Annotated in this window: 24 protein-coding genes; 21 read left to right on the top strand and 3 right to left on the bottom strand. The window is 44.7% G+C overall.

Features of this window, described 5'->3' with window-relative positions; all coding sequences use genetic code 11:
• The first annotated feature begins 29 nt into the window (after positions 1–29).
• The 9 genes from NSU15_RS15190 (at position 30) to NSU15_RS15230 (ending at position 8866) form a co-directional block, all read left to right on the top strand.
• On the top strand, positions 30–815 hold the full coding sequence (locus tag NSU15_RS15190) for an amino acid ABC transporter permease (protein ID WP_076120884.1): 786 nt from the start codon (positions 30–32) through the stop codon (positions 813–815).
• A complete protein-coding gene (locus NSU15_RS15195; RefSeq protein WP_076120885.1) occupies positions 812–1522 on the top strand; it encodes an amino acid ABC transporter permease in 711 nt (236 codons plus the stop codon). The genes NSU15_RS15190 and NSU15_RS15195 overlap by 4 nt, the downstream gene beginning before the upstream one ends.
• Entirely contained in the window at positions 1519–2271 is a 753-nt protein-coding gene (locus NSU15_RS15200) for an amino acid ABC transporter ATP-binding protein (RefSeq protein WP_339291176.1), read from the top strand. Before NSU15_RS15195 ends, NSU15_RS15200 begins: the two co-directional genes overlap by 4 nt.
• Before the next feature lie 11 nt (positions 2272–2282).
• A complete protein-coding gene (locus tag NSU15_RS15205) occupies positions 2283–3299 on the top strand; it encodes an LLM class flavin-dependent oxidoreductase (protein ID WP_339291178.1) in 1017 nt (338 codons plus the stop codon).
• A 51-nt stretch (positions 3300–3350) separates the two neighbouring features.
• The gene (locus NSU15_RS15210) at positions 3351–4532 is read left to right on the top strand and encodes an amidohydrolase (protein ID WP_339291180.1); all 1182 of its coding nucleotides are present in this window, start codon (positions 3351–3353) and stop codon (positions 4530–4532) included.
• A complete protein-coding gene (solA, locus tag NSU15_RS15215; RefSeq protein WP_339291360.1) occupies positions 4529–5704 on the top strand; it encodes an N-methyl-L-tryptophan oxidase in 1176 nt (391 codons plus the stop codon). Before NSU15_RS15210 ends, solA begins: the two co-directional genes overlap by 4 nt.
• Positions 5704–6183 (top strand): DinB family protein, encoded by a 480-nt coding sequence (locus NSU15_RS15220; RefSeq protein ID WP_339291181.1) that lies wholly within the window; start codon positions 5704–5706, stop codon positions 6181–6183. Before solA ends, NSU15_RS15220 begins: the two co-directional genes overlap by 1 nt.
• Before the next feature lie 68 nt (positions 6184–6251).
• Positions 6252–7589: an LLM class flavin-dependent oxidoreductase gene (locus NSU15_RS15225; RefSeq protein ID WP_339291183.1), complete on the top strand. Its 1338-nt coding sequence runs from the start codon at positions 6252–6254 to the stop codon at positions 7587–7589.
• Positions 7586–8866: an amidohydrolase gene (locus NSU15_RS15230; RefSeq protein WP_339291184.1), complete on the top strand. Its 1281-nt coding sequence runs from the start codon at positions 7586–7588 to the stop codon at positions 8864–8866. Before NSU15_RS15225 ends, NSU15_RS15230 begins: the two co-directional genes overlap by 4 nt.
• 233 nt (positions 8867–9099) lie before the next feature.
• Here NSU15_RS15230 and NSU15_RS15235 read toward each other — a convergent pair whose 3' ends face one another.
• Positions 9100–9387, bottom strand: a complete 288-nt coding sequence (locus NSU15_RS15235) for a hypothetical protein (protein WP_076120889.1) — start codon at positions 9385–9387, stop codon at positions 9100–9102.
• A gap of 126 nt (positions 9388–9513) precedes the next feature.
• On the opposite strand from NSU15_RS15235, the gene NSU15_RS15240 reads away from it, so the two are divergent.
• Positions 9514–10569, top strand: coding sequence for an LLM class flavin-dependent oxidoreductase (locus tag NSU15_RS15240; RefSeq protein WP_076120890.1), 1056 nt, complete (start codon positions 9514–9516; stop codon positions 10567–10569).
• 19 nt (positions 10570–10588) lie between these two features.
• Positions 10589–11155, top strand: coding sequence for an NADPH-dependent FMN reductase (locus tag NSU15_RS15245; protein ID WP_339286532.1), 567 nt, complete (start codon positions 10589–10591; stop codon positions 11153–11155).
• 34 nt (positions 11156–11189) lie between these two features.
• On the opposite strand, the gene NSU15_RS15250 is transcribed toward NSU15_RS15245, so the two are convergent.
• Positions 11190–11375, bottom strand: coding sequence for a TetR-like C-terminal domain-containing protein (locus NSU15_RS15250; protein ID WP_249923621.1), 186 nt, complete (start codon positions 11373–11375; stop codon positions 11190–11192).
• Between the two features lie 47 nt (positions 11376–11422).
• On the opposite strand from NSU15_RS15250, the gene NSU15_RS15255 reads away from it, so the two are divergent.
• The 3 genes from NSU15_RS15255 to NSU15_RS15265 are packed head-to-tail and all read left to right on the top strand — an operon-like array spanning position 11423 to position 13649.
• Entirely contained in the window at positions 11423–12172 is a 750-nt protein-coding gene (locus NSU15_RS15255; protein ID WP_339291362.1) for an SDR family oxidoreductase, read from the top strand.
• 59 nt (positions 12173–12231) lie between these two features.
• A complete protein-coding gene (locus tag NSU15_RS15260) occupies positions 12232–12627 on the top strand; it encodes a cupin domain-containing protein (RefSeq protein ID WP_339291363.1) in 396 nt (131 codons plus the stop codon).
• A 41-nt stretch (positions 12628–12668) separates the two neighbouring features.
• Complete coding sequence (locus tag NSU15_RS15265; protein WP_339286534.1) at positions 12669–13649, top strand: aldo/keto reductase; 981 nt, start codon at positions 12669–12671, stop codon at positions 13647–13649.
• 120 nt (positions 13650–13769) lie between these two features.
• On the opposite strand, the gene NSU15_RS15270 is transcribed toward NSU15_RS15265, so the two are convergent.
• A complete protein-coding gene (locus tag NSU15_RS15270) occupies positions 13770–14606 on the bottom strand; it encodes an AraC family transcriptional regulator (RefSeq protein WP_339286536.1) in 837 nt (278 codons plus the stop codon).
• 161 nt (positions 14607–14767) lie between these two features.
• On the opposite strand from NSU15_RS15270, the gene NSU15_RS15275 reads away from it, so the two are divergent.
• The 7 genes from NSU15_RS15275 (at position 14768) to NSU15_RS15305 (ending at position 21083) form a co-directional block, all read left to right on the top strand.
• Positions 14768–15427 (top strand): ThuA domain-containing protein, encoded by a 660-nt coding sequence (locus NSU15_RS15275; protein ID WP_339286538.1) that lies wholly within the window; start codon positions 14768–14770, stop codon positions 15425–15427.
• Between the two features lie 24 nt (positions 15428–15451).
• The gene (locus NSU15_RS15280) at positions 15452–16555 is read left to right on the top strand and encodes a Gfo/Idh/MocA family oxidoreductase (protein ID WP_339286540.1); all 1104 of its coding nucleotides are present in this window, start codon (positions 15452–15454) and stop codon (positions 16553–16555) included.
• A gap of 178 nt (positions 16556–16733) precedes the next feature.
• Positions 16734–17255, top strand: coding sequence for an N-acetyltransferase (locus NSU15_RS15285; RefSeq protein WP_339286542.1), 522 nt, complete (start codon positions 16734–16736; stop codon positions 17253–17255).
• 310 nt (positions 17256–17565) lie between these two features.
• Positions 17566–18783, top strand: coding sequence for an MFS transporter (locus tag NSU15_RS15290; RefSeq protein WP_339286543.1), 1218 nt, complete (start codon positions 17566–17568; stop codon positions 18781–18783).
• Between the two features lie 21 nt (positions 18784–18804).
• Positions 18805–19164, top strand: coding sequence for a GIY-YIG nuclease family protein (locus NSU15_RS15295; RefSeq protein WP_076120896.1), 360 nt, complete (start codon positions 18805–18807; stop codon positions 19162–19164).
• Positions 19165–19237: 73 nt separating this feature from the next.
• Positions 19238–19717, top strand: coding sequence for a DUF6530 family protein (locus NSU15_RS15300; protein WP_042127831.1), 480 nt, complete (start codon positions 19238–19240; stop codon positions 19715–19717).
• A 514-nt stretch (positions 19718–20231) separates the two neighbouring features.
• Positions 20232–21083 carry an aldo/keto reductase gene (locus NSU15_RS15305; RefSeq protein WP_339286546.1) on the top strand — a complete coding sequence of 284 codons (852 nt, stop codon included), beginning with the start codon at positions 20232–20234 and terminating at the stop codon, positions 21081–21083.
• Positions 21084–21167 lie beyond the last annotated feature (84 nt).

A 21167-nucleotide genomic window follows, 5' to 3' on the forward strand; every position in this document is an offset into this window, starting at 1 on the left:
GCCGGTGAGCACGGGAAGGGAGGGAATATATGGGCGCACAGTTTGATATCAGTTTTGTATTTTCGTTTTTGCCTAAGTTACTAGGGACTTTAAGCACCACGCTTCTGATTGTCGCCTGTTCTCTACTGACAGGAATTATTGTCGGCTTTCTCGTAGCTCTGCCAAGACTTTATAAAGTGCCTGTGTTAAAGACCCTCTCCGAAATCTATATTTCTTTTTTTCGGGGAACTCCGATTCTTATCCAGCTCTTCTTGTTTTATTATGGTCTGCCTGAAATCATGAAGCTGGTCCATGTGGATATGACCCGAACTCCTGTACTTGTCTTTGTGATTCTAACCTACGGTCTGCATACGGGAGCATACATGTCCGAAATGATTAGGGCTTCTGTGATGGCGGTGGATAAGGGGCAGGTGGAGGCTGCATATGCTGCGGGGATGACAGGGTTTCAAGCTTTTACACGAATCGTGCTTCCCCAAGCGCTAGGTATAGCTGTTCCTGTATTCTCTAATCTAGTAATTGCACTACTGAAAGATACGTCATTAGCTTTTACCCTCGGGGTGATGGAAATGTCAGGTAAAGCTCAGACGCTTGGCAGCCTAACACAGCATTTTATTGAAACGTATATCGCGCTTGCGCTTATCTATCTGATCATCAGCTTTACGATTGAGAAGCTGCTGCTTGTAGCAGAACACCATCTGCTGAGGCATGAGAAACGGAATACACCGGAGAAAAATTTGTTCAAAATCAACAGAAGCTGGTCTTACCGTCGCATTATTGCAGAATTAGGAACGGGCAAAGGAGGCACCGGATTATGAAACTAGACCCATCGTTTATATGGACCGCTCTGATGCAAATTCTGAGTGCAATTCCTACGACCTTATATATCACCTGTGTCTCTGTGTTAATTGGTTTTGTGATTGGCGTAGCTGTAGCCTTAATCCGGCTATACAGAGTTCCACTGCTCTACCCGTTGGCTGTTGGTTATGTAACTTTCATCCGAGGGACACCAATGCTGACGCATCTGCTGCTTATATATTTTGGGCTTCCTGTATTGATTGATGGTCTGGCGGCGCATTTCGGCTGGAGCTTTAGGTCGGTTTCGATTCCAATGATCGGTTTTGCATATATTTCGTTCTCGATTACTGCTGGAGCTTATATGTCAGAGGTCGTCCGTTCCGGTCTGCTCGCTGTGGATCGTGGTCAGCTAGAAGCGGCCCACTCTATCGGTATGACTACTCCCCAAGCACTGAAGCGGATTGTTTTTCCTCAAGCGCTGGCGGCAAGTCTGCCTAATCTTTCGAATTCAGTAATCGGTATGCTGCACGGATCTACCCTAGCTTTTACGGTTTCGGTGGTGGATATCAATGCAAAGGCACAGATAGTGGCTTCGACGAACTGGAAGTTTTTCGAGGCTTATCTGGCGGCAGCGCTGATCTTCTGGGCACTAACGTTTCTGATCGAACGCGTAACGTCGGTCATTGAGAGAAGGATCAATCTGTACAATCGAGGTGGAGTAGCATGATCAAACTTGCACAAATTTCGAAGTCATTTGGTCGGAATCAGGTGTTAAACAATATAGATTTAACGGTGACGAAGGGAGAGGTTGTTGTCATTCTCGGTCCCAGTGGCTCAGGCAAAACGACTCTCTTACGCTGTGTGAATTATCTGGAGAAGCCAAGCAGCGGAGAGATCGCTATCGGCGATTTTAAAGTAGACTGCAAACATGCTCGTAAAAAGGAGATTCATCAGCTTAGGCAAAAAACGGCAATGGTATTTCAGCAGTACAATTTGTTCCGTCATAAAACCGCACTGGAGAACGTGATGGAAGGGCTGCTAATTGTCAAAAAGATTCCGAAGGATGAAGCGAGAAAACGGAGCATAGCGCTGCTTGAAAAGGTAGGTCTTGCCAGTAAGCTGGACGCTTACCCGAGTCAGCTGTCCGGGGGTCAGCAGCAGCGTGTAGGGATTGCTCGAGCCTTGGCGCTTGAGCCAGAGGTTATATTGTTCGACGAACCAACTTCGGCGCTGGACCCTGAGCTAGTGGGTGAGGTGCTGGCTGTTATCCGAAAAATTGCCAAGGAAGGCATAACAATGATTGTAGTTACCCATGAAATGGGGTTTGCTCGTGATGTGGCAAATCATGTGGTTTTTATGGACGGAGGCGTCATTGTTGAAGAAGGAACGCCGACAGAGTTGTTCAACCATCCGCGTGAAGAAAGAACGAAGCAGTTCCTAAAGCGGATCACACCTGAATTTAACTATTCTATATAGGAGGCAAAACAATGGCTATTACAATCAGCGTACTCGATCAAAGTCCGATCTATCCGGGAGAAACGCCAGAGGAAGCATTCCAGCATACCATTAAGCTGGCACAACTATCCGAGGAGCTTGGATTCCAACGATTCTGGGTTTCCGAGCACCATGACTCCGAGCAGGTAGCTGGTTCTTCCCCTGAAGTACTCATCTCACATCTGCTAGCCAAAACAGACCGCATTCGTATTGGATCAGGTGGCATTATGCTCCAGCATTACAGCCCGTATAAAGTGGCGGAGAACTTTAATGTTCTAGCTACGCTGGCTCCTGGCCGAGTGGATCTTGGTGTGGGACGTGCTCCCGGCGGTCTCCCGCGCAGTACTCAGGCACTTCAGCTAGGAAGGGCTGAATCCCCTAGCCTAACGGACAAAATCATCGAGCTGGAGAAGTATGTACATAACCGGCTTGAAGAAAACCATCCGCTGGCAGGGTTGAAGGCAGGTCCCCTTCCTGGTACTCCACCTGAGCTATATGTGCTTGGCGCGAGTGTAGGCAGTGCAGAGATTGCTGCTGAACTTGGATTGCCTTATGTGTTCTCCTTATTTATTAATAGCGATAAGACAGTAGCGCTTGATGCTATTCGTGCTTACCGCAGCGGTTTTGTTTCTTCACAGGGCAGACAACCGCAAGCAATTATCGCTTTAGCACTAGTGGTGGCTAATACTGAAGAGGAAGCGAAAGAACTGGCAGGCGCGCATAAGTTGATTCGGATTCAGCTGGCAAGCGGAAAGAAGCTAACTGTTGGGACTCAGGAACAGGCGGAAGAATTTGCCCGGCAGAGTAATGAAGCCTACACAATTGAAGAGCTGGAACCGGAGATTACCAAAGGAACAAAGGCATCTGTGCGTGAACAGCTGTTGGGACTTTCGGAAGCATCCGGTGTCGAGGAGTTTATCATAACGACGAATGTGCAGCCATTTGATAAACGACTCCGTTCCTTTGAACTGCTGAGCGAAGCTATCGCTGAAGTGCCGGCAGAAGCATAAGCGGGCGGATCAGCGTCACACAAAAGATCGTGTAAAGGAGGGTGACTGTATATGACAAGCAAAGCAATAGAGCTGAGTGCGGAAGCGCTTGGAGAAGAATTAATCGGGATACGCCGTCATCTGCATCGGCACCCGGAACTGTCCAATGAAGAATATGAGACAACAAAATATATTATTTCCCTGTTGGAGCGGGCAGGAATCAGGGTCGTAGATTACGGGCTATCTACCGGAGTGATCGCAGAAATTGGGGGCGCTCAGCCCGGTTCGGTCATCGCGCTGCGCGCCGATATTGATGCCTTGCCGATCCAGGAGGAAACCGGAGCGGCCTTTGCTTCGGTGTATCCCGGCAAAATGCATGCCTGCGGACATGATTTCCATACCGCAGCTTTGATCGGTGCTGCCTATCAATTGAAGCAGCAAGAACATCAATTGCAGGGAACGGTACGCCTGTTGTTTCAACCGGCCGAGGAGAAGGCGCAAGGGGCACAGCGAATCATTGCTAGCGGGGCGCTAAAAGAAGTCCGGGCAGTAATCGGGTTGCATAACAAGCCGGAACTGCCTGTAGGAACGATCGGTATTACGGCGGGCCCTTTAATGGCAGCGGCTGATGGGTTCGTGATTGAAGTGCAGGGTGGCAGTTCTCATGCTGCTGTTCCAGAAGCTGGGATAGACCCGATTGTAGCTGCTTCGCATATTGTGACTGCATTACAATCCATAGTAAGTCGCAATGTCAGTCCACTGCAGAGTGCGGTGGTCAGTGTGACGCAAATTCACAGCGGAAATTCATGGAACATTATCCCCGAAAAAGCTGTGCTTGAGGGTACAATCCGTACCTTTGATGAAACGGTGCGCAGCAAAGTACTTGACCGTTTTCGGGAAGTGGCGACTGGTGTGGCAGCTGCTCTTGGAGCAAAAGCCACTGTCCGTTGGATAGAAGGGCCGCCTCCGGTTATCAACGACACCACCTTAGCGGCTTTAGGAGTAGAGTCCGCTGAAGGTCTTGGCTATCGAGCGGTCAAACCAGAGCTTTCACTTGCCGGAGAGGATTTTGCCTTCTATCAGCGTGTGGTGCCGGGATTGTTCGTCTTTATTGGTACTGAAGGAAGCCAAGAATGGCATCATCCAGCCTTCAATCTAGATGAACGAGCGCTCCCTGTGGCGGCACGTTTCCTAGCGGATGTGGCTGTACGTTCCCTTGAGTACTACAATTCCGGTGGAGGTGCAGAATTATAGCTGAACATAAGAGTTACGATGTAATTATCGTAGGAGCAGGCTCGATGGGCATGAGCGCTGGTTACAATCTTGCGAGGCGCAGAGTGAAGACGCTACTAGTGGATGCCTTTGATCCACCTCATACACAGGGTAGCCATCACGGGGAATCCCGGCTGATCCGACATGCTTACAGCGGTGATCCTGCCTACATTGATTTAGCTTTGCGGGCAGATACACTATGGAAAGAAGCGGAACAGTTGAGCGGAACAGAACTGCTTGTCCGCTCAGGCGTGTTGAATCTCGCGGATAGCACAGTATATTCCTTCAACGGTCGTCTCGAAGAAGCGAAGAAACGGAAGGTGCAGGTCCAGCATCTGGATGCCGAAGAGATCCGGCGGCGCTGGCCGGCACTGAACATACCGGAATCATTCGCGGCAATGTATGAACCAGATGCCGGGTATTTGTACAGCGAACGCTGTATTTCCGCCTACCGCAAGCTTGCCCTTGGACATGGTGCAGAACTGTTGACGAACACTCCAGTAGTGAATATTACCGCTCGCGAAGGTAGCATTACGGTTCATACGACAAATGGCGATTATCACGGAGCGGCAGCTATCCTTAGTGCCGGAGCTTGGTTTGGTGCGTTGGCACCTTTTGTACATTTGCCGATTAAAGCAATCCGCAAAGTTGTGGGCTGGTTTGAGAGCTCCCCTGCTTTTGCTGCGGGTAATTTTCCTGGCTTTACGTTAGGAGCAGAGGAAGGTGGCTATTACGGATTTCCCAGCATTGATGGAGCTGGTCTGAAGATCGGCCGGCACGATACAGGGCTGGAATGGAAGCCGGGTACACAGCTTGCCCCGTTCGGCAGTGAAGCCAGCGATGAGGGTGACCTACGCAAGGTACTGGAGTCATACATGCCTGGTGCAGCTGGCCGATTGTTAAAAGGTTCTGTATGCAAATATGAACATACGCCTGATGAAGATTTCGTTATAGATCGCCATCCGCTCCACTCCAATGTGCTGGTAGCTGGAGGGTTTTCGGGGCATGGTTTTAAATTTTCTAGTGTTATAGGTGAAATACTGGCCGACTTGGCGATCAGTGGAGTCACCGGTCATAATATCAAGCCTTTTTCGTTATCTCGTTTTGCACCACCGGATCATTCTCAAACAGATCGTATATTGGAGGGGATTTAATGAGCAGAGTTCAAATCAGTGATTATTTAAGGACGTACCATCAATTAGTAAAGTCGACCGCCGGGTTAACGGAGGAGCAACTGAAATGGAAGGCGGAACCCGCCAGTTGGAGTGTGACTGAGGTACTGACTCATCTGGCTGATCACAGCATCGTAGTTTCGTTCCGCATTCGTGATATTCTCGCTGCTACGACTGCACAGCTTCCAGTCTTCAATCAGGATGCTTGGGTCAGCGGTCAGTACGCCAACAGTCGCAATGCTTCCGACAATCTGGAGCTGTTCCGCAGTCTGCTTTACTATAACAGCCTTTTGTTTGAACGCCTTAGCGAAGAAGATTGGGAGAAAAGCGGAATTAATTTCAAGGGGGAGACCGTTAAAATTTCCGATATCGTGTACGGCTTCACTGCACATGTGGAGAGACATCTTGGTCAGATCGAACGAATCAAACAGGGCGCAGCTAATGCATCGTTTGTGCAATGAGCTTAGTGAAGTCCTTACATTCAGTTCTATAGTCTGCATTTAAAACAAAACTTTTAGGAGGAATGAACATGACCAAACCAAGACAACTGAAGTTGGGTGCACTGCTGCATGGGGTAGGAGGCAGCACGTCGATGTGGCGACATCCAGACGCCAAACCGGATGCCAGTGTAAACTTTGAATTATACAAAGAGTGGGTTAAGAAGGCAGAAGAAGGTAAGTTGGATCTGATCTTCATCGCAGACGGTCTGTACATTAATGAAAAGTCCATTCCTCATTTCCTTAACCGGTTTGAGCCGCTGACCATTCTTAGCGCACTCGCAGCCGTCAGCACTAACATCGGTTTAGTTGGTACCTTATCAACCTCCTACAGTGAGCCGTTTACCGTAGCGCGTCAATTCGGCTCACTGGATGTAATCAGTGGCGGCCGGGCCGGCTGGAATGTGGTGACTTCACCTCTGGAAGGTTCTGCGTCAAATTACAGCAAAAAAGAGCATCCTGACCATGGCAAGCGCTACCGCATTGCCACCGAATATTTGCAGGTGACACGCGGACTATGGGATTCTTGGGAAGATGATGCGTTTGTACGAGACAAGGAATCAGGTGTATTCTTTGATCCGCAAAAAATGCATACCCTGGACCATCAAGGAGAGTTCTTCTCTGTGAAGGGACCGCTGAATATTGCTCGTTCGAAACAGGGGCAGCCTGTCGTATTTCAGGCAGGATCCTCGGAAGTCGGTAAGAATTATGCCTCCAAGGAAGCAGATGCTATCTTCACTGGACACGAAACGCTAGAAGATGCCCAAGCATTCTATAACGATGTCAAGACACGGGTAGCTTCGTTTGACCGGAATCCGGATGAGGTGCTGATCTTCCCTGGAATCGCTCCAATCATCGGTGACACGCCGGAGGAGGCAGAGCACAAATACCAGGAGGTTGCTGGCCTGGTAACGATTGAAAATGCACTGAACTACTTAGGCAGATTCTTCGAGCATCATGATTTCTCGCAATATCCGCTGGATGAGCCATTCCCTGAGCTTGGCGAGTTGGGGCGCAATAGCTTCCAAAGCGGCACGGATAAAATCAAAAAGGATGCGAAGGAGAGAGGCTTGACGCTTCGACAGGTCGCCTTGCAATCGGCTACCCCACGCAGCAGCTTCATTGGCACACCAGAGCAAGTAGCTGATCAGATTCAAGCTTGGTTTGAGAGTGGTGGGGCAGATGGATTTATGATTGCGGCTGCTGTCCCTAACGGACTGGAGGAATTCATCGATCGAGTAGTTCCAATTCTGCAGGAGCGGGGTTTGTTCCGCACTGAATATGAAAGTGACACGCTACGTGGAAATCTCGGTATTCCGTTGCCGGAGAACCGCTATTCCAAAGCTTCTCAGCCAGCAGGGCAAATTTGACGGTTGATCCAGTATTTGCAATCCACCAAAACCCGAATATTGCGGAGATGATGCATTACGCCAGCCAGCTGCAGGATGAAATGATTGAATACCGTCGTGATTTGCATGCCCATCCGGAGCTACTGTATGATGTCGTCCGCACTTCTAATAAAATAGCAGAATTGTTGGAGGAGTGGGGGATCACAGTACGGAGAAATGTTGGCAAACATTTCGGAATGGGAGTGGTCGGCCTCCTGCAAGGCTTAGCAGACAATGGCAATAGTGGGCCCACTCTTCTTCTAAGGGCAGATATGGATGCCCTGCCGATACAAGAGTGCAATGAGTTGCCTTACAAGTCAGTCAATGACGGCATCATGCACGCCTGTGGCCATGATGCCCATACCGCTATGCTGTTGGGGGCTGCCCGAACCTTGGCAGCCTTCCGCGAACGATTGATGGGCACGATCATTTTCGTCTTTCAACCAGCTGAAGAAGGCGCTGTCAAGAGTCCGCTTGATGGAAGATTACTCTCAGGCGGCCGCGATCTCATTGAGGATAACGTGCTGGAAGGTGTCGATTATGCCTACGCGCTACATGTCATGCCAGAGCTTCCGGTCGGAACGCTTGGAATTCACCCTCATGATGCCATGGCAGCGTCCAGCCATTTTAAGGTGGAATTTCAGGGAACATCCGGTCATCATAGTGCTCCGCACAGAGCTGTAGATGCGATCCAGATGGCGGCACGATATATAGGAGAGATTAACGGAATGATGGCTAATCGAATCGATCCGCAGGAGGCGGCGGTGTTGGCCTTCGGAACGTTGCAGGCTGGTACTGCTGTTAATGTGATCGCTGAACACAGTGTACTGACAGGAACGTTCAGAGCATTTACCAAGACGACGGTAGCTGCAATTACAAATGGTTTACAACGTCATGCTTCAGCTATAGCTGAGTCTTACGGAGGGAAATACAAGCTGGAGCTACGTGAGGGAATTGCAGTAGTGAATAATGCGGAAGCGGTGCAGCAGGTGCTTCATGCAGCCCGTGCAGTTCTAGGAGAGGATCAGGTAATACTTCTGGAGCAGCCAAGTCTGGCTGGTGAGGATTTTGGTTGGTATCTTGAAAAAGTTCCTGGTGCCTTCGCCTTTATTGGTTGCGGCAATAAGGAGAAGGGAATTCTCCATTCTATCCATCAGCCACAGTTTAATATCGATGAAGCGATGCTAGGTCATGGTGCGAGTATACTGGTTAGACTCGCAATACAACATAATGGCTCGGCCATCAGTGAAAAAACGTAAAAGGTACCCAACTTGGGTACCTTTTACGTTTGTTTAAGCTTGTCAACTCACCAGAAATACGTTTCGAATGTGTAACCGTTTTTCCCAAAGAAAGTTATCTCCCCGCTTGTCACTTCCTCAGGAATGTCAAAAAACATGCCTTATTTACCCGCGATATCATAGGTGTGAGTTACTTTCTTATCATGAACTTTGTAACTTACCTCAAAATGACTGAATTGCTTCTTAAGAACTTATTAGAACAGACCGACACTAACGAGTTGTCCGCTCCTCTTCACTTGGACGTCGTCTCCATCATCCACCATGCCTAAATCCAAACTCCAGTCCAAACTCCCGTTTTTTAAACGATCGACGTATTTCAACGTAAGCGATTCTACGCCATCTTCCTCTTCGATATGTAAGAGTACAGCCTCCTCAGGAGATTCGAGTTCAGCACGAAAGACATCATCCGTGGTAATGATCGCTGTTCTAGTTGCTACATCCCAATCAACGGAGATCCCGATTCGTTCGGCAATAGTGCGCAATGGAACAGGATCATTAGTTTGACATTATGCAAGCATTTAACTATACTTAATATAGTGACTTACTTAATTATATTTAATGAATAAATCATAAATAAATTCTAGCTTCTTATAGAAATGAGGATAATCATGGAACAATATCGGATCAATACAGACAACGGCTTAGAGTTTGGACTTTATACATTAGGTGATCATCTAGCGAACCCTGAAACTGGGAGCCGAATATCTGCCAAACAACGCATACGTGAAATTATTGACTTGGCTCAATTAGCGGAGCAAGCAGGAATTGATTTTTTTAGTGTAGGAGAGAGTCATCAAGAGTATTTTGCTACTCAGGCGCATACCGTTGTGCTGTCAGCTATTGCACAGGCTACTAAGAAAATGAAAATAGGTAGCTCATCTACGATTATAAGCACCTCTGATCCGGTTAGGGTGTACGAAGATTTCGCTACAATTGATTTGATTTCAAATGGTCGAGCTGAAATAATAGCTGGCCGTGCCTCTAGAGTGGGGTTATATGAATTATTGGGCTATGATCTTAATGATTATGAGGAATTATTTGAAGAAAAATTCGACTTGTTATTAAAGATAAATGAAAACGAAGTTATGAATTGGAAGGGAGAATTTCGTAACCCTCTCAAAAATGCAAGAATCCTCCCCCGTCCTGAGGGAAACTTACCGATATGGAGAGCTGTAGGGGGAACTTCTGCCAGTGCGATCAAAGCAGGCATTGCAGGTGTTCCTATGTTTTTGGCCCATTTAGGGGGTCCTGCAGTCTTGTTTAAAAGATCCATTGATGCTTATCGTGAAGCCGCAAGCCAGAACGGATTCGATCCGTCGAAGCTGCCTGTAGCGACTGCTGGATTCTTTTACGCGGATGAAACGACACAAAAGGCACAAAGAGCCTATTATCCTTATATAAACGAAGGAATGAAATTAACCAATGGACGTGGTTTTCCTAAACAGGCGTTTGCTCAAGGAGCCGATCCCCGCGATGTTATGAATATTGGCAGCCCACAGGAAATCATTGAAAAAATTCTATATCAACATGAACTCTTCGGCCATCAACGATATATCGCACAAATGGATTTTGGTGGCGTACCTTTTGAAAATTTAATGAAAAACATAGATTTAATCGGTTCTGAAATTCTACCAGCGATTAAAAAATATACAGCAAAAAAATAAACTCCAGGAGGTCAGAAATATGAAAATCGTAGCATTATCAGGGTCAAAGATAGGCTCGAAAACCAGAATCGCTATGAATTACACAGTAGATTCGTTTCATGAAAAATACCAAGATGCAGAAGTTACACTTCTAGATCTGGCGGAGTATAATGTTCAGTTCAGTGATGGCCGCAATTATCTGGAATACGAAGGGGACACCAAGTACGTCATTCAAACGATCATGGAAGCAGATGTTATCGTAATCGGAACGCCTATATTTCAAGCTTCCATCCCAGCAACACTAAAGAATATATTCGATTTAGCACCCGAAAAAGCATTTCAACACAAGGTTGTAAGTATGCTCGTCACGGCAGGTTCTGCACGTCACTATCTGGTAGCTGAGCAGCAATTGAAACCAATATTATCCTATATGAAAGCCCAAATTGTTCAAACGTATGTATTTATAGAAGAGAAAGATTTTTATCGAAAAGAAATAGTAAATGACGATGTGCTATTCCGTATAGATCGCTTAGTGGAAGATACCTATGTACTCTCTGAGACTTATGCCAAAATTCGAGAGGCTGAAGAAGCTAAATATGGTTTCTAAGGAAGATACTTTTTTTCAAGTTACCCTTCATCCATTAGGATGAGGGGTTATTTGTACAATTTCTTTCTAACAAGGCTCCCAGTTGCGCTGCTAATTCTAGATAAGTTACAGGTCTTTCATTCTTAAACCACCATTCAACGACACCCACATAAGAAGAAGCTACAAATTGTACGACTAGATCTTTATTTAAGCCTTCGTTTTTACCTTTTGTGACATCCACTTCGTCTTTAAACTCTTCGATTAGAAATTCTAGAAAGCGACAAGGTTATTGGCACTGTTCGTAACAAAAATAAGGTCGCCGACCTCATAAAGAAGTATCCTGAAACCTTCTGTTGTGAGATTCTAGATGTGACCGATGTTCCTGCTATTCGTAATCTTGTCGATGATTCTTTTGAAAAGCTTGGAAGTATCGACGTTATCATAAGTAATGCTGGCTATGGTCTGTTCGGGGCTGCTGAAGAACTCTCTGATGCCGAAGTTGATCATATTATTGCTACTAATCTAACAGGATCCATCCAGCTGATCCGCTCAGCTCTCCCGCATATGCGTACACAGGGTAGTGGCCGCATTATTCAAATCTCTTATGGTGGTCAGGTAGCCTTTCCCGGTAATTCATTGTATCATGCAACCAAATTTGGCATTGAGGGCTTTTGTGATTCAGTTGCTCAGGAGGTTGCTGCTTATAATATTGGTATTACATTGGTAGAGCCAGGAGGCGCCCGTACTGAGTTCCGATATGGTAGCGCACAGGTTGCGAATCTAATGCCAGCATACGAAGGGAATCCAGCACATAGCTTTTTGAACATGTTGGATGCTTCTAAAAGTTTAGCTCCTGGAGATCCTGTGCGGATGGCTACCCGCATCATTGAAAGTGTCGAAGTAGAACCAGCACCGATGCGAATGGTACTCGGATCTCAAGCGCTGGCAAGCACGATTTCGACACTGAAAGCCCGTGTTGCTGACTACGAGTCGCAGACCGATCAAGCAGCTTCAACTGACTTTCCAGTGGGTGAATAAGAGGGACGTAGCACTTGATTTTTTCAACAATAATAATAGACAGAAAGTAGGAATTTATGATGAAAAATGAACAGCTCAGCAACAGTACTATTTTTCCATTAGGGGAAAAAGTTAAAGCAAACTTTACGGGTGACGCTTATTTGCAAATGGTGTTTACAGATCCAGCGCCGCTTAATACCGCGATTGGTAATGTAACTTTTGCTCCAGGCGCCCGAAATAACTGGCATGCGCATCGGGTTGGTCAAGTTCTGTTAGTCACCGGAGGAAATGGGTGGTATCAGGAAGAAGGGAAGCCTGCCCAATTGCTCAAAACAGGTGATGTGGTCAACATTCCACCTAATGTAAGACATTGGCACGGTGGGACAAAGGATAGCTGGTTCGTGCATTTGGCCATGACGCCAGGGGAAACGGAATGGTTTGAAGCTGTCAATGATGAATGGTTTGAGGCACTGTAGAAATTGAATCTTATAGAACTTTAGAAATGGAGGCGTGCTCTGTGGAATATATTAAATTTGGAAATACGGGAATGGACATCTCACGGATTTGCCTTGGTTGTATGAGCTTTGGAGAGGTGTTGCCTGGAGGGCATCAATGGGTGCTTGATGAGGAGAACAGCCGTCCTATCATAAAAAGAGCGCTAGAGCTCGGCATCAACTTTTTTGATACGGCTAATATTTATGCAAGTGGTTCTAGTGAAAAAATTATCGGTCGTGCGCTTAAGGACTATGCGAATCGGGAGGAAATTGTTCTTGCCACGAAGGTCTGGGGGCAGATGCGTCCAGGTCCAAATGGTGGTGGGCTTTCCCGAAAAGCTATTATGAGCGAAATAGATAACAGTTTGAAAAGACTTGGGACCGATTATGTGGATCTCTATATCATTCACCGCTGGGATTACAACACACCCATTGAAGAAACCATGGAAGCGTTGCATGATGTGGTGAAGTCTGGAAAAGCCAGATATATCGGTGCCTCTGCCATGTATGCTTGGCAATTTCAAAAAGCATTACATGTGGCCGAGAAGAATGGCTGGACTCGTTTTGTATCCATGCAAAATCACCTTAATCTCATCTACCGCGAAGAGGAAAGAGAAATGATGCCGCTCTGTCAGGATCAAAAAATTGCGGTAACTCCTTACAGTCCTCTAGCATCAGGAAGATTGATTCGAGATTGGTCGGAAGCAACGCGTAGATCCGAAACCGATCTCATTCAAAAATCCAAGTATGATTCAACCGTTGATGTAGATCGGTTGATTGTTGAGCGAGTAGCCTCATTGGCAGAGAAACGCGGTGTTCCGCGTACACATATCGCACTTGCATGGCTGTTGCAAAAAGCTTCTGTAGCTGCGCCTATTGTTGGTTCAACGAAAATCGCTCAGCTCGAAGATTCAGTAAATGCGCTATCGGTGAAATTATCTCCTGAAGAGATATTGTTCCTAGAAGAATTGTATGTTCCGCATCCCATCGTAGGAGCCCAGTAGTTATTGATACCCGTAAGCCGTACTTAACCATCAACGGATAACACCTTTAGGTAAACGAATTTAATTAAGCCTGTGATCAGAGCCAAAAGATCATAGGCTTTTTTTTACGCAATAAATGATTTAACGCAATTCACTTGGAGTCCGCTGTTTAATTTGTTTAAATACTCTGTTGAAGGTACGGATATTAGTGAAACCACATTCCAGTGCGATCTCCAGAATGGATTTGTCTGTGGTCAGCAGCAGTTGTTCTGCCTGATTAACCCGGATGTTGCTGAGGTACACAATATAGCTCATACCTGAAATGCTCTTAAAGAAGCGTGAGAAATAAAAGAGGCTCATATTGGCTTGGCGTGCAGCGTCAGCAAGTGTGATGGAATGCATATAGTTGACGTCGAGATATTCAAGAACCTCCTGCATAACCTTCATGTTAGTAATACGCCTTTTGTCTTTCTGTGGATTTATTTTATCCAAAGGGACATGCCGTAAAATGAGTCCACTCCATTCGTGCAACAAGCCAATGATTAACTGTTCATGATATTCAAGTTTCTGATTATATTCGCGCATAAGCTCCTGCATAATGGCAGAAAGCCGGTTGTTGATAGCTACTTCATCTTCTCTAATGACTAAGCACTTATCAATAAAAGGAGAGGTCAGTCTCACATTCAGGGGCCACCCTCCAGGAAAACCGATTAAAGAAGGATTAAAAATAACCATCATTATCTTAGAACTGCCGTCCTTGCTCTCATAGTAATGGATGTCTCCGCTGCTACATATAGCCATGTCACCAGCTTCCAAGACCCGCGTTTCCGAATTGATTCCCATCCGAATGGAGCCCTCGAATACATAGACTAATTCAAGATCATTATGCCAGTGGGCTAGGAAATCTATATTATCAGACACTATTACTGTGAAAGGAAAATTCGAATGATAGGTTCTATTTTCGTGAAAAGCTTTCATAGGATCTCCTGTTCATGCGATTTGAATTGAATGTTCACCTTTAAAACTTAGCAAAAAATGACCATTCACACAAGTGAAATGGCGAGCAGATATCTCCAATCTGGATTACAATTTCATCAGATGGAAGTAAGCTAGATTTCATATAAAAAGGAGATTGCAGCATGACGAAGAAGGCATTGATTGTAAAAGGTGGATGGGATGGGCATGAACCTAATGAAGTAGCTGCGATATTCGCTGGCATACTTGAAGCTGAGGGTTTTGAGGTTGAAGTGTCTGATACACTAGATAGCTTCAACAATGCAGAAAAGCTTGCCGACTTAAGTCTTATTGTACCGGTGTGGACCATGGGAGAAATCAGCAATGATCAGGTATCTTCCGTTCTGAAGGCTGTAGCTTCTGGCGTAGGAATTGCCGGTTGTCATGGAGGGATGTGCGACTCCTTCCGTAACAATACAGATTGGCAATTTTTGACCGGATCTCAGTGGGTGGCGCATCCATTTAACGATGGGGTAGAGTACGAAGTCAATATAGTACACTCTGGCTCAAGCGCCATTGTGGAGGGCATCCAAGACTTTAAGGTGAAATCGGAGCAATACTATTTACATGTGGATCCGGCGGTAGATGTTTTAGCAACAACTACGTTTGTAATGAGTGAGGATGAGCATTCAGCGAATGGTGTCATCACAATGCCCGTTGTATATACAAAGAAATGGGGAAAAGGCAAGGTTTTCTATAATTCACTTGGGCATCATGCCGATGTTTTCGATATTCCAGAAGCCAAGGAACTGATGCGAAAAGGTTTTTTATGGGCGGCTAATTAAAACTGAGATAAGGTGGGAATGATCTTGCGCAAAGTGAAGGTAGGTATAGTCGGCTGCGGAAACATCAGCAGCATTTATTTTGAAAATTTGAACGGTACCTTTGTTAATACTGAGGTGTATGCTTGTTCCGACTTGGATAAAGAAAGAGCAGAGCAGGCAGCGGAGAAATATGGAGTTCCTCATGTGTGGACGACAGAGCAATTACTTGCTTCGGAAGAGATTGAAATTGTTGTTAATCTGACAACGCCTAATTTTCATTTTGATGTGTGTAAACAAGCCTTGTTAGCCGGTAAGCATGTGTATGTGGAAAAGCCATTATCCCTTTCCCTAGAAAATGGCACCGAGCTAGTTCGCCTGGCGAAGGAAAAGAATCTGTTCCTCGGCTGCGCGCCAGACACTTTCCTCGGAGGCGGACTGCAAACCTGCAGCAAGCTGATTGCGGACGGCTATATCGGACAACCGGTGGCAGCAACAGCCTTTATGCTCTGTCATGGACATGAAAGCTGGCATCCAGATCCGGAATTTTATTATAAAACCGGTGGCGGACCGATGTTTGACATGGGGCCCTACTATCTAACTGCCCTAGTGTCTCTGCTGGGCCCAGCAAAGACAGTATGCGGCATCACTAAAACTTCCTTTGCCCAAAGAACAATTACTAGCGAAAAGAAGTTTGGTAAAGTCATTGATGTAGAGGTGCCTACACATGTTGCCGGAACAATTGAGTTTGACAGTGGTGCTGTGGCAACGATGATCACCAGCTTCGATACTTGGCATAGCACATTGCCGAGAATCGAGATCTACGGATCGCAAGGAACTTTAATCGTACCAGACCCTAATAACTTTGGAGGGCCGATCCTTCTACGCCCGGCACACAGCCCGGAATTCCAGGAGATTCCGCTTATCTATAACTATGCAGATAATAGTAGAGGCATAGGCGTAGCAGACATGGCCCGTTGCATCGACACTGGGGAAACACCGCGTGCAAACGGAGAACTAGCCAATCACGTACTTGAGATTATGCATGCGTTCCATACAAGTTCTGATTCTAAACGGTATGCGGAGCTGGTCACCAGCTGCGAGCAACCCAAACCACTGCCGCTTGGCTTAGTTAAAGGATATTTAGGATAGCATATACTTGGAGTAAAATATCTCACAAGTATACAAATAAAAGTCCCAGTAGTTGCTTTTTTTGACATGCTCTTTCTCTTAAAGTATGCTTTATACATCTAATTCGAGCATAGGAGTGGATATAGTCTATTGACTGTATTCACTTTTTTCTTTGTCATCACTATCAGGAGGTTAATTCATGGACATAATCATTAGGCAAGAAAAAAATGAAGATAATAACGAAGTTTACCATGTAGTCCAAAAAGCATTTGAGAAGGCAGATTACTCAGACCATGATGAACACAACTTAATAAAAAGACTTAGGACATCTGCGAAGTTTATTCCGGAGTTGTCACTTGTAGCTGAATACGATAATGAAATCGTAGGACATATTCTTTTTACAGAGATAAAAGTGGGGGACCAGACTCTGATTGCGCTAGCACCTGTTGCTGTATTACCAGAATTGCAAAGTAAGGGTATAGGGAAGCTGCTCATTACTGAAGGGCACAATATCGCAAAGCAGCTTGGCTATAAGGGCGCTGTTGTTTTAGGTCATGATAAGTATTATCCGAAGTTTGGTTATACAAAGGCTAGTCAATATGGAATAGAGGCACCCTTTGAAGTTTCTGACGATAATTTCATGGCCGTTGAGCTTGTGAATGGCGGTCTTTCAGATGTCCATGGTGTTGTAGAATATGCTAAAGAATTTTTTGAAAAATAGATTAAAGTGCTCCTATGGAGAAGGAAACCCAGTCATTTTTAACGACGTTGGGTTTCCTTTTTTATATTTAGGCAAGTGATGTTCCTTAAAAACTTAAATCGAATATCGAAAACGACTTGACGAACGATAATATCCTGTTTAAACTGAAGCAGTGATTTAGTAAATTAGTAAATTAGTAAATTATAAAAAGAGTAAATTAGTAATTGGAGTGAGGCAATGAAAATAACCACAACGTTAAAGTATAAACCGGTTGTCATGTTAGAAAGTTTCGAAAAGGTGTGAAAATCAGTAAAGGATAAGGGGTAATAAAATGTTTTCCAATCGTTATGTTCGGACAGTTATTCTCTCCCGTATGTTGTTGCAGCTCGGAATATGGATACGGAATTATGCCGTCCTTCTTTATGTTTCTGAATTGACAAATAATAATCCGGTAGATGTATCTTTGATATCGGTTGCTGAATTTGCACCGATCTTTATATTTGGTCTGATTGGAGGGACCTTTGCTGACCGATGGCGACCGAAGAGAACCATGGTATGGAGCGATTTGTTATCTGGCTTGTCCGTCGGGGTGGTGCTGATTTCGGTTATGAATGGCGGATGGGTTGCACTTCTCATCGGATCATTCGTGTCAGCAAGTTTATCTCAATTTTCTCAGCCTTCGGCCATGAAACTGTATAAGAGACATGTACCAGCTGAACAACTGCAGGGGGTTATGGCGATGTCCCAAACACTTGTCGCTGTCTTTACAGTTTTGGGACCCGTTATCGGTACGTTTATTTTTATTAAGTTTGGAATTCAAGTATCTCTAATCCTGACAGCCGTAATGTTTCTGGGATCCTCGCTTATATTGTCGTCCCTTCCACGGGATGAAGAGGAACCGAAGTCTGGAAAAGCCAGTGGGTTCATCAATGAGTTAACGGCTGGCCTACGTTATATTGGATCGAGTAAACCCTTAAGAACACTTAGTTTAACTTTCTCGGCTGTGGGATTGGCATCAGGACTAACTCAGCCGCTTCAAATCTTCCTAGTCATCGAAAATTTGGGTAAGGACAAACAATTTCTGCAGTGGCTCGTGATGGCTAATGGAGCATCCATGTTAGTAGGCGGAGCTGCCATAATTGCGATAGCCAAAAAAGTAAGACCACAGCTACTGCTGTTGATAGGCTTGCTCGTCAATGCCGTCTGTACGGTTGGAATGGGTGCGTCTAAGGAAATATGGCTGACGATTATTTTTTTAGTGATCAGTGGTTTGTTTTATCCTTGTATTCAAGGGGGGATTCAAACACTTCTTGTGCGGAATACCGAAGGCGCTTTTATTGGACGGGTTTCGGGAGCGATAATGCCTATTTTTATGGGAATGATGGTCGTAGGCATGTTCATTTCCGGCTACCTAAAGGATACGTTCTCCCTAATAGGTGTATTTATGACAAGTGGTGTTTTTGTGGCTATTGGTGCGCTTTTTCTGCTTCCCATTGTTGTTAAGAAAAGAAGTAAGAGTGAGCATAATCATTCCATGAATATTCAATAACTACGATAAGGAGAGAATGAAATGGATATGAATAAACGCAAAGAGCTGATCGAGGAGTACAAACAAATTAAGATTTATATGGGTGTTGCTCAAATCAAAAACCAAATCAACGGCAAAATCTTTATCGACAGCTATCCTAATTTGAAAAACAAATGGCTTACCCTGCAAATGCAGCTGGATTCAGGGAGATTTGCAAATGCCCAGCTCCAGAAGGATTGGAAAGAATTTGGTGCCGATGCGTTCACGTATGAGGTACTGGAACAGAAGGAAATAGATAAGGTAACAGATATGCGCTGGGAACGGAAGAAAATTCTAAAACCATGGTTAGAGAAGTTACAGCCATACGGAGATAGCGGATATAATAAACCACGAATTGACTAACTAGTAAATCCAAGCTAAGATGAAACCGTCGTTTAGTAAATTAGTAAAATAGTAACTGGAGGAAGAAAATAATATGAAAATACCTACAACTTTAAAACATAAACCTGTTGTTGTATCGGAAAATTATGAGCAGGTTGACGGCCGATTGGCAGGAAATACGGACGCAAAAGGTCTTTCTCTTGGATTGGCCCAATGGAACGATAGAGGAAAAGTCGATATATCGGCTAAGGTATGGAGATATACTGGAGAAAAATGGTCCAGACAATCGGAGGAGCTCCCTCTCCATCGTGTTCTTGATTTGTCCATTCTGATTTGTCGGTCATTGGAACATTTTCGGGAAGCGTATCGATATGAGAATTTATATGACACTGAGCAGCCTATAATTGATCGAATTGGCTTACAAGGGGATGCCATGACCGTAGGAATTTGTACGGACAATGAGCGAATTAATGAAGATATTAAGCTGTTCAGTCAAGCGCTGAGCGATGATGATGAAATGATCGGTGAGCGTCTGAGCACGTTATCCAAAATATTAAAGGATATGGGATATTAATTAGGAAGTGGCAGTCAATCGGGGGAAAGCAGCCTTCGTGACTGCCACTTTTTTTATTGTAATCAGTTTATAGGCTGATGGAACAACTATCGGATGAGAAGCCGTTTAATTGAGAACACTTTACTAAAAGATAAAATGAGAGAATTAGGCAATGATTTAATACTATTGTGGTATCTGTTTAGTAAAGAATTGTTGCATACTTGAATAGTACTCAAACTAATTTGACTGAACTTCATGAGAAAGAAAGAGCACAGAAGCGCATGCGTAAATTAGGAAATAGCGGCTTGGAAGTTTCGGCAGTAGGGCTTGGCTGTATGGGAATTGGCTCAAAAATCATATATTCTCACGATTCCAGGTACTACAAAATTAATCAGATTAGAAGGAAACCTATTTGGAGTCGACCTTAAATTAACAACGGAAAATGTAAATCATCTGAATGAAGCGATTTCTAATATGGACATTGATAGTACACATTTCTAACTAAAACGATCTCAACTATTAGGAGGATTTTATTATGCAAAAGGTTATTTTGAACAATGATGTTGAAATGCCGATACTCGGATTTGGTGTTTTTCAAATTCAAGAAGAGGCTGAATGTGAACAAGCTGTTTACGAGGCGATTATGGCGGGCTATCGATTGATTGATACCGCAGCCTCCTATTTAAACGAAGAAGCAGTGGGAAGAGCTATCAAACGAAGTGGTATTCCAAGAGAGGATCTATTTATTACAACGAAATTATGGATTCAAGATACAGGATATGAACGTACTAAGAAAGCTTTCGAGAAATCTCTGGCAAGATTACAACTTGATTATTTGGATTTGTATTTAATTCATCAGCCTTTTGGCGATGTGCATGGTTCTTGGCGTGCGATGGAGGAATTGTACCGCGAAGGAAAAATCAGAGCGATTGGCGTAAGCAACTTCCATAGTGATCGGCTGATTGATTTGATCATTCATAATGAGATAACCCCTGCGGTTAATCAGGTTGAGACACATCCATTCTGTCAACAAATTGAAAGTGCTAAATTCATGCAAGAAAACAATGTCCAGATCGAATCATGGGGACCATTTGCTGAAGGTAAAAATAACATGTTCCAGAACAAAATTTTAGCTTCAATCGCCCAAAAATATAATAAATCTGTTGCCCAAGTGGTGTTACGTTGGTTAACGCAAAGAGGAGTTGTAGTAATTCCAAAATCTGTTCGTAAAGAAAGAATAATCGAAAATTTTAATATCTTTGACTTTGAATTAAACGCAGAGGATATGGAAAGAATTGCGATGCTGGATACGAAAGAGAGCCTGTTCTTTTCACATAGAGATCCTGTAATAGTACAAGCGTTAAGTACTAGGAAGTTGGATATTTAATATAACTTGATAGAAGAGGGGTTAACCATATTAATGAGTTAACTCCTCTTTTATTTATTAGACGCCTCTAAGGGATGTTTAAGG

The sequence above is a fragment of the Paenibacillus sp. FSL E2-0201 genome, from assembly GCF_037963325.1.
Lineage (GTDB): Bacteria > Bacillota > Bacilli > Paenibacillales > Paenibacillaceae > Paenibacillus_AQ.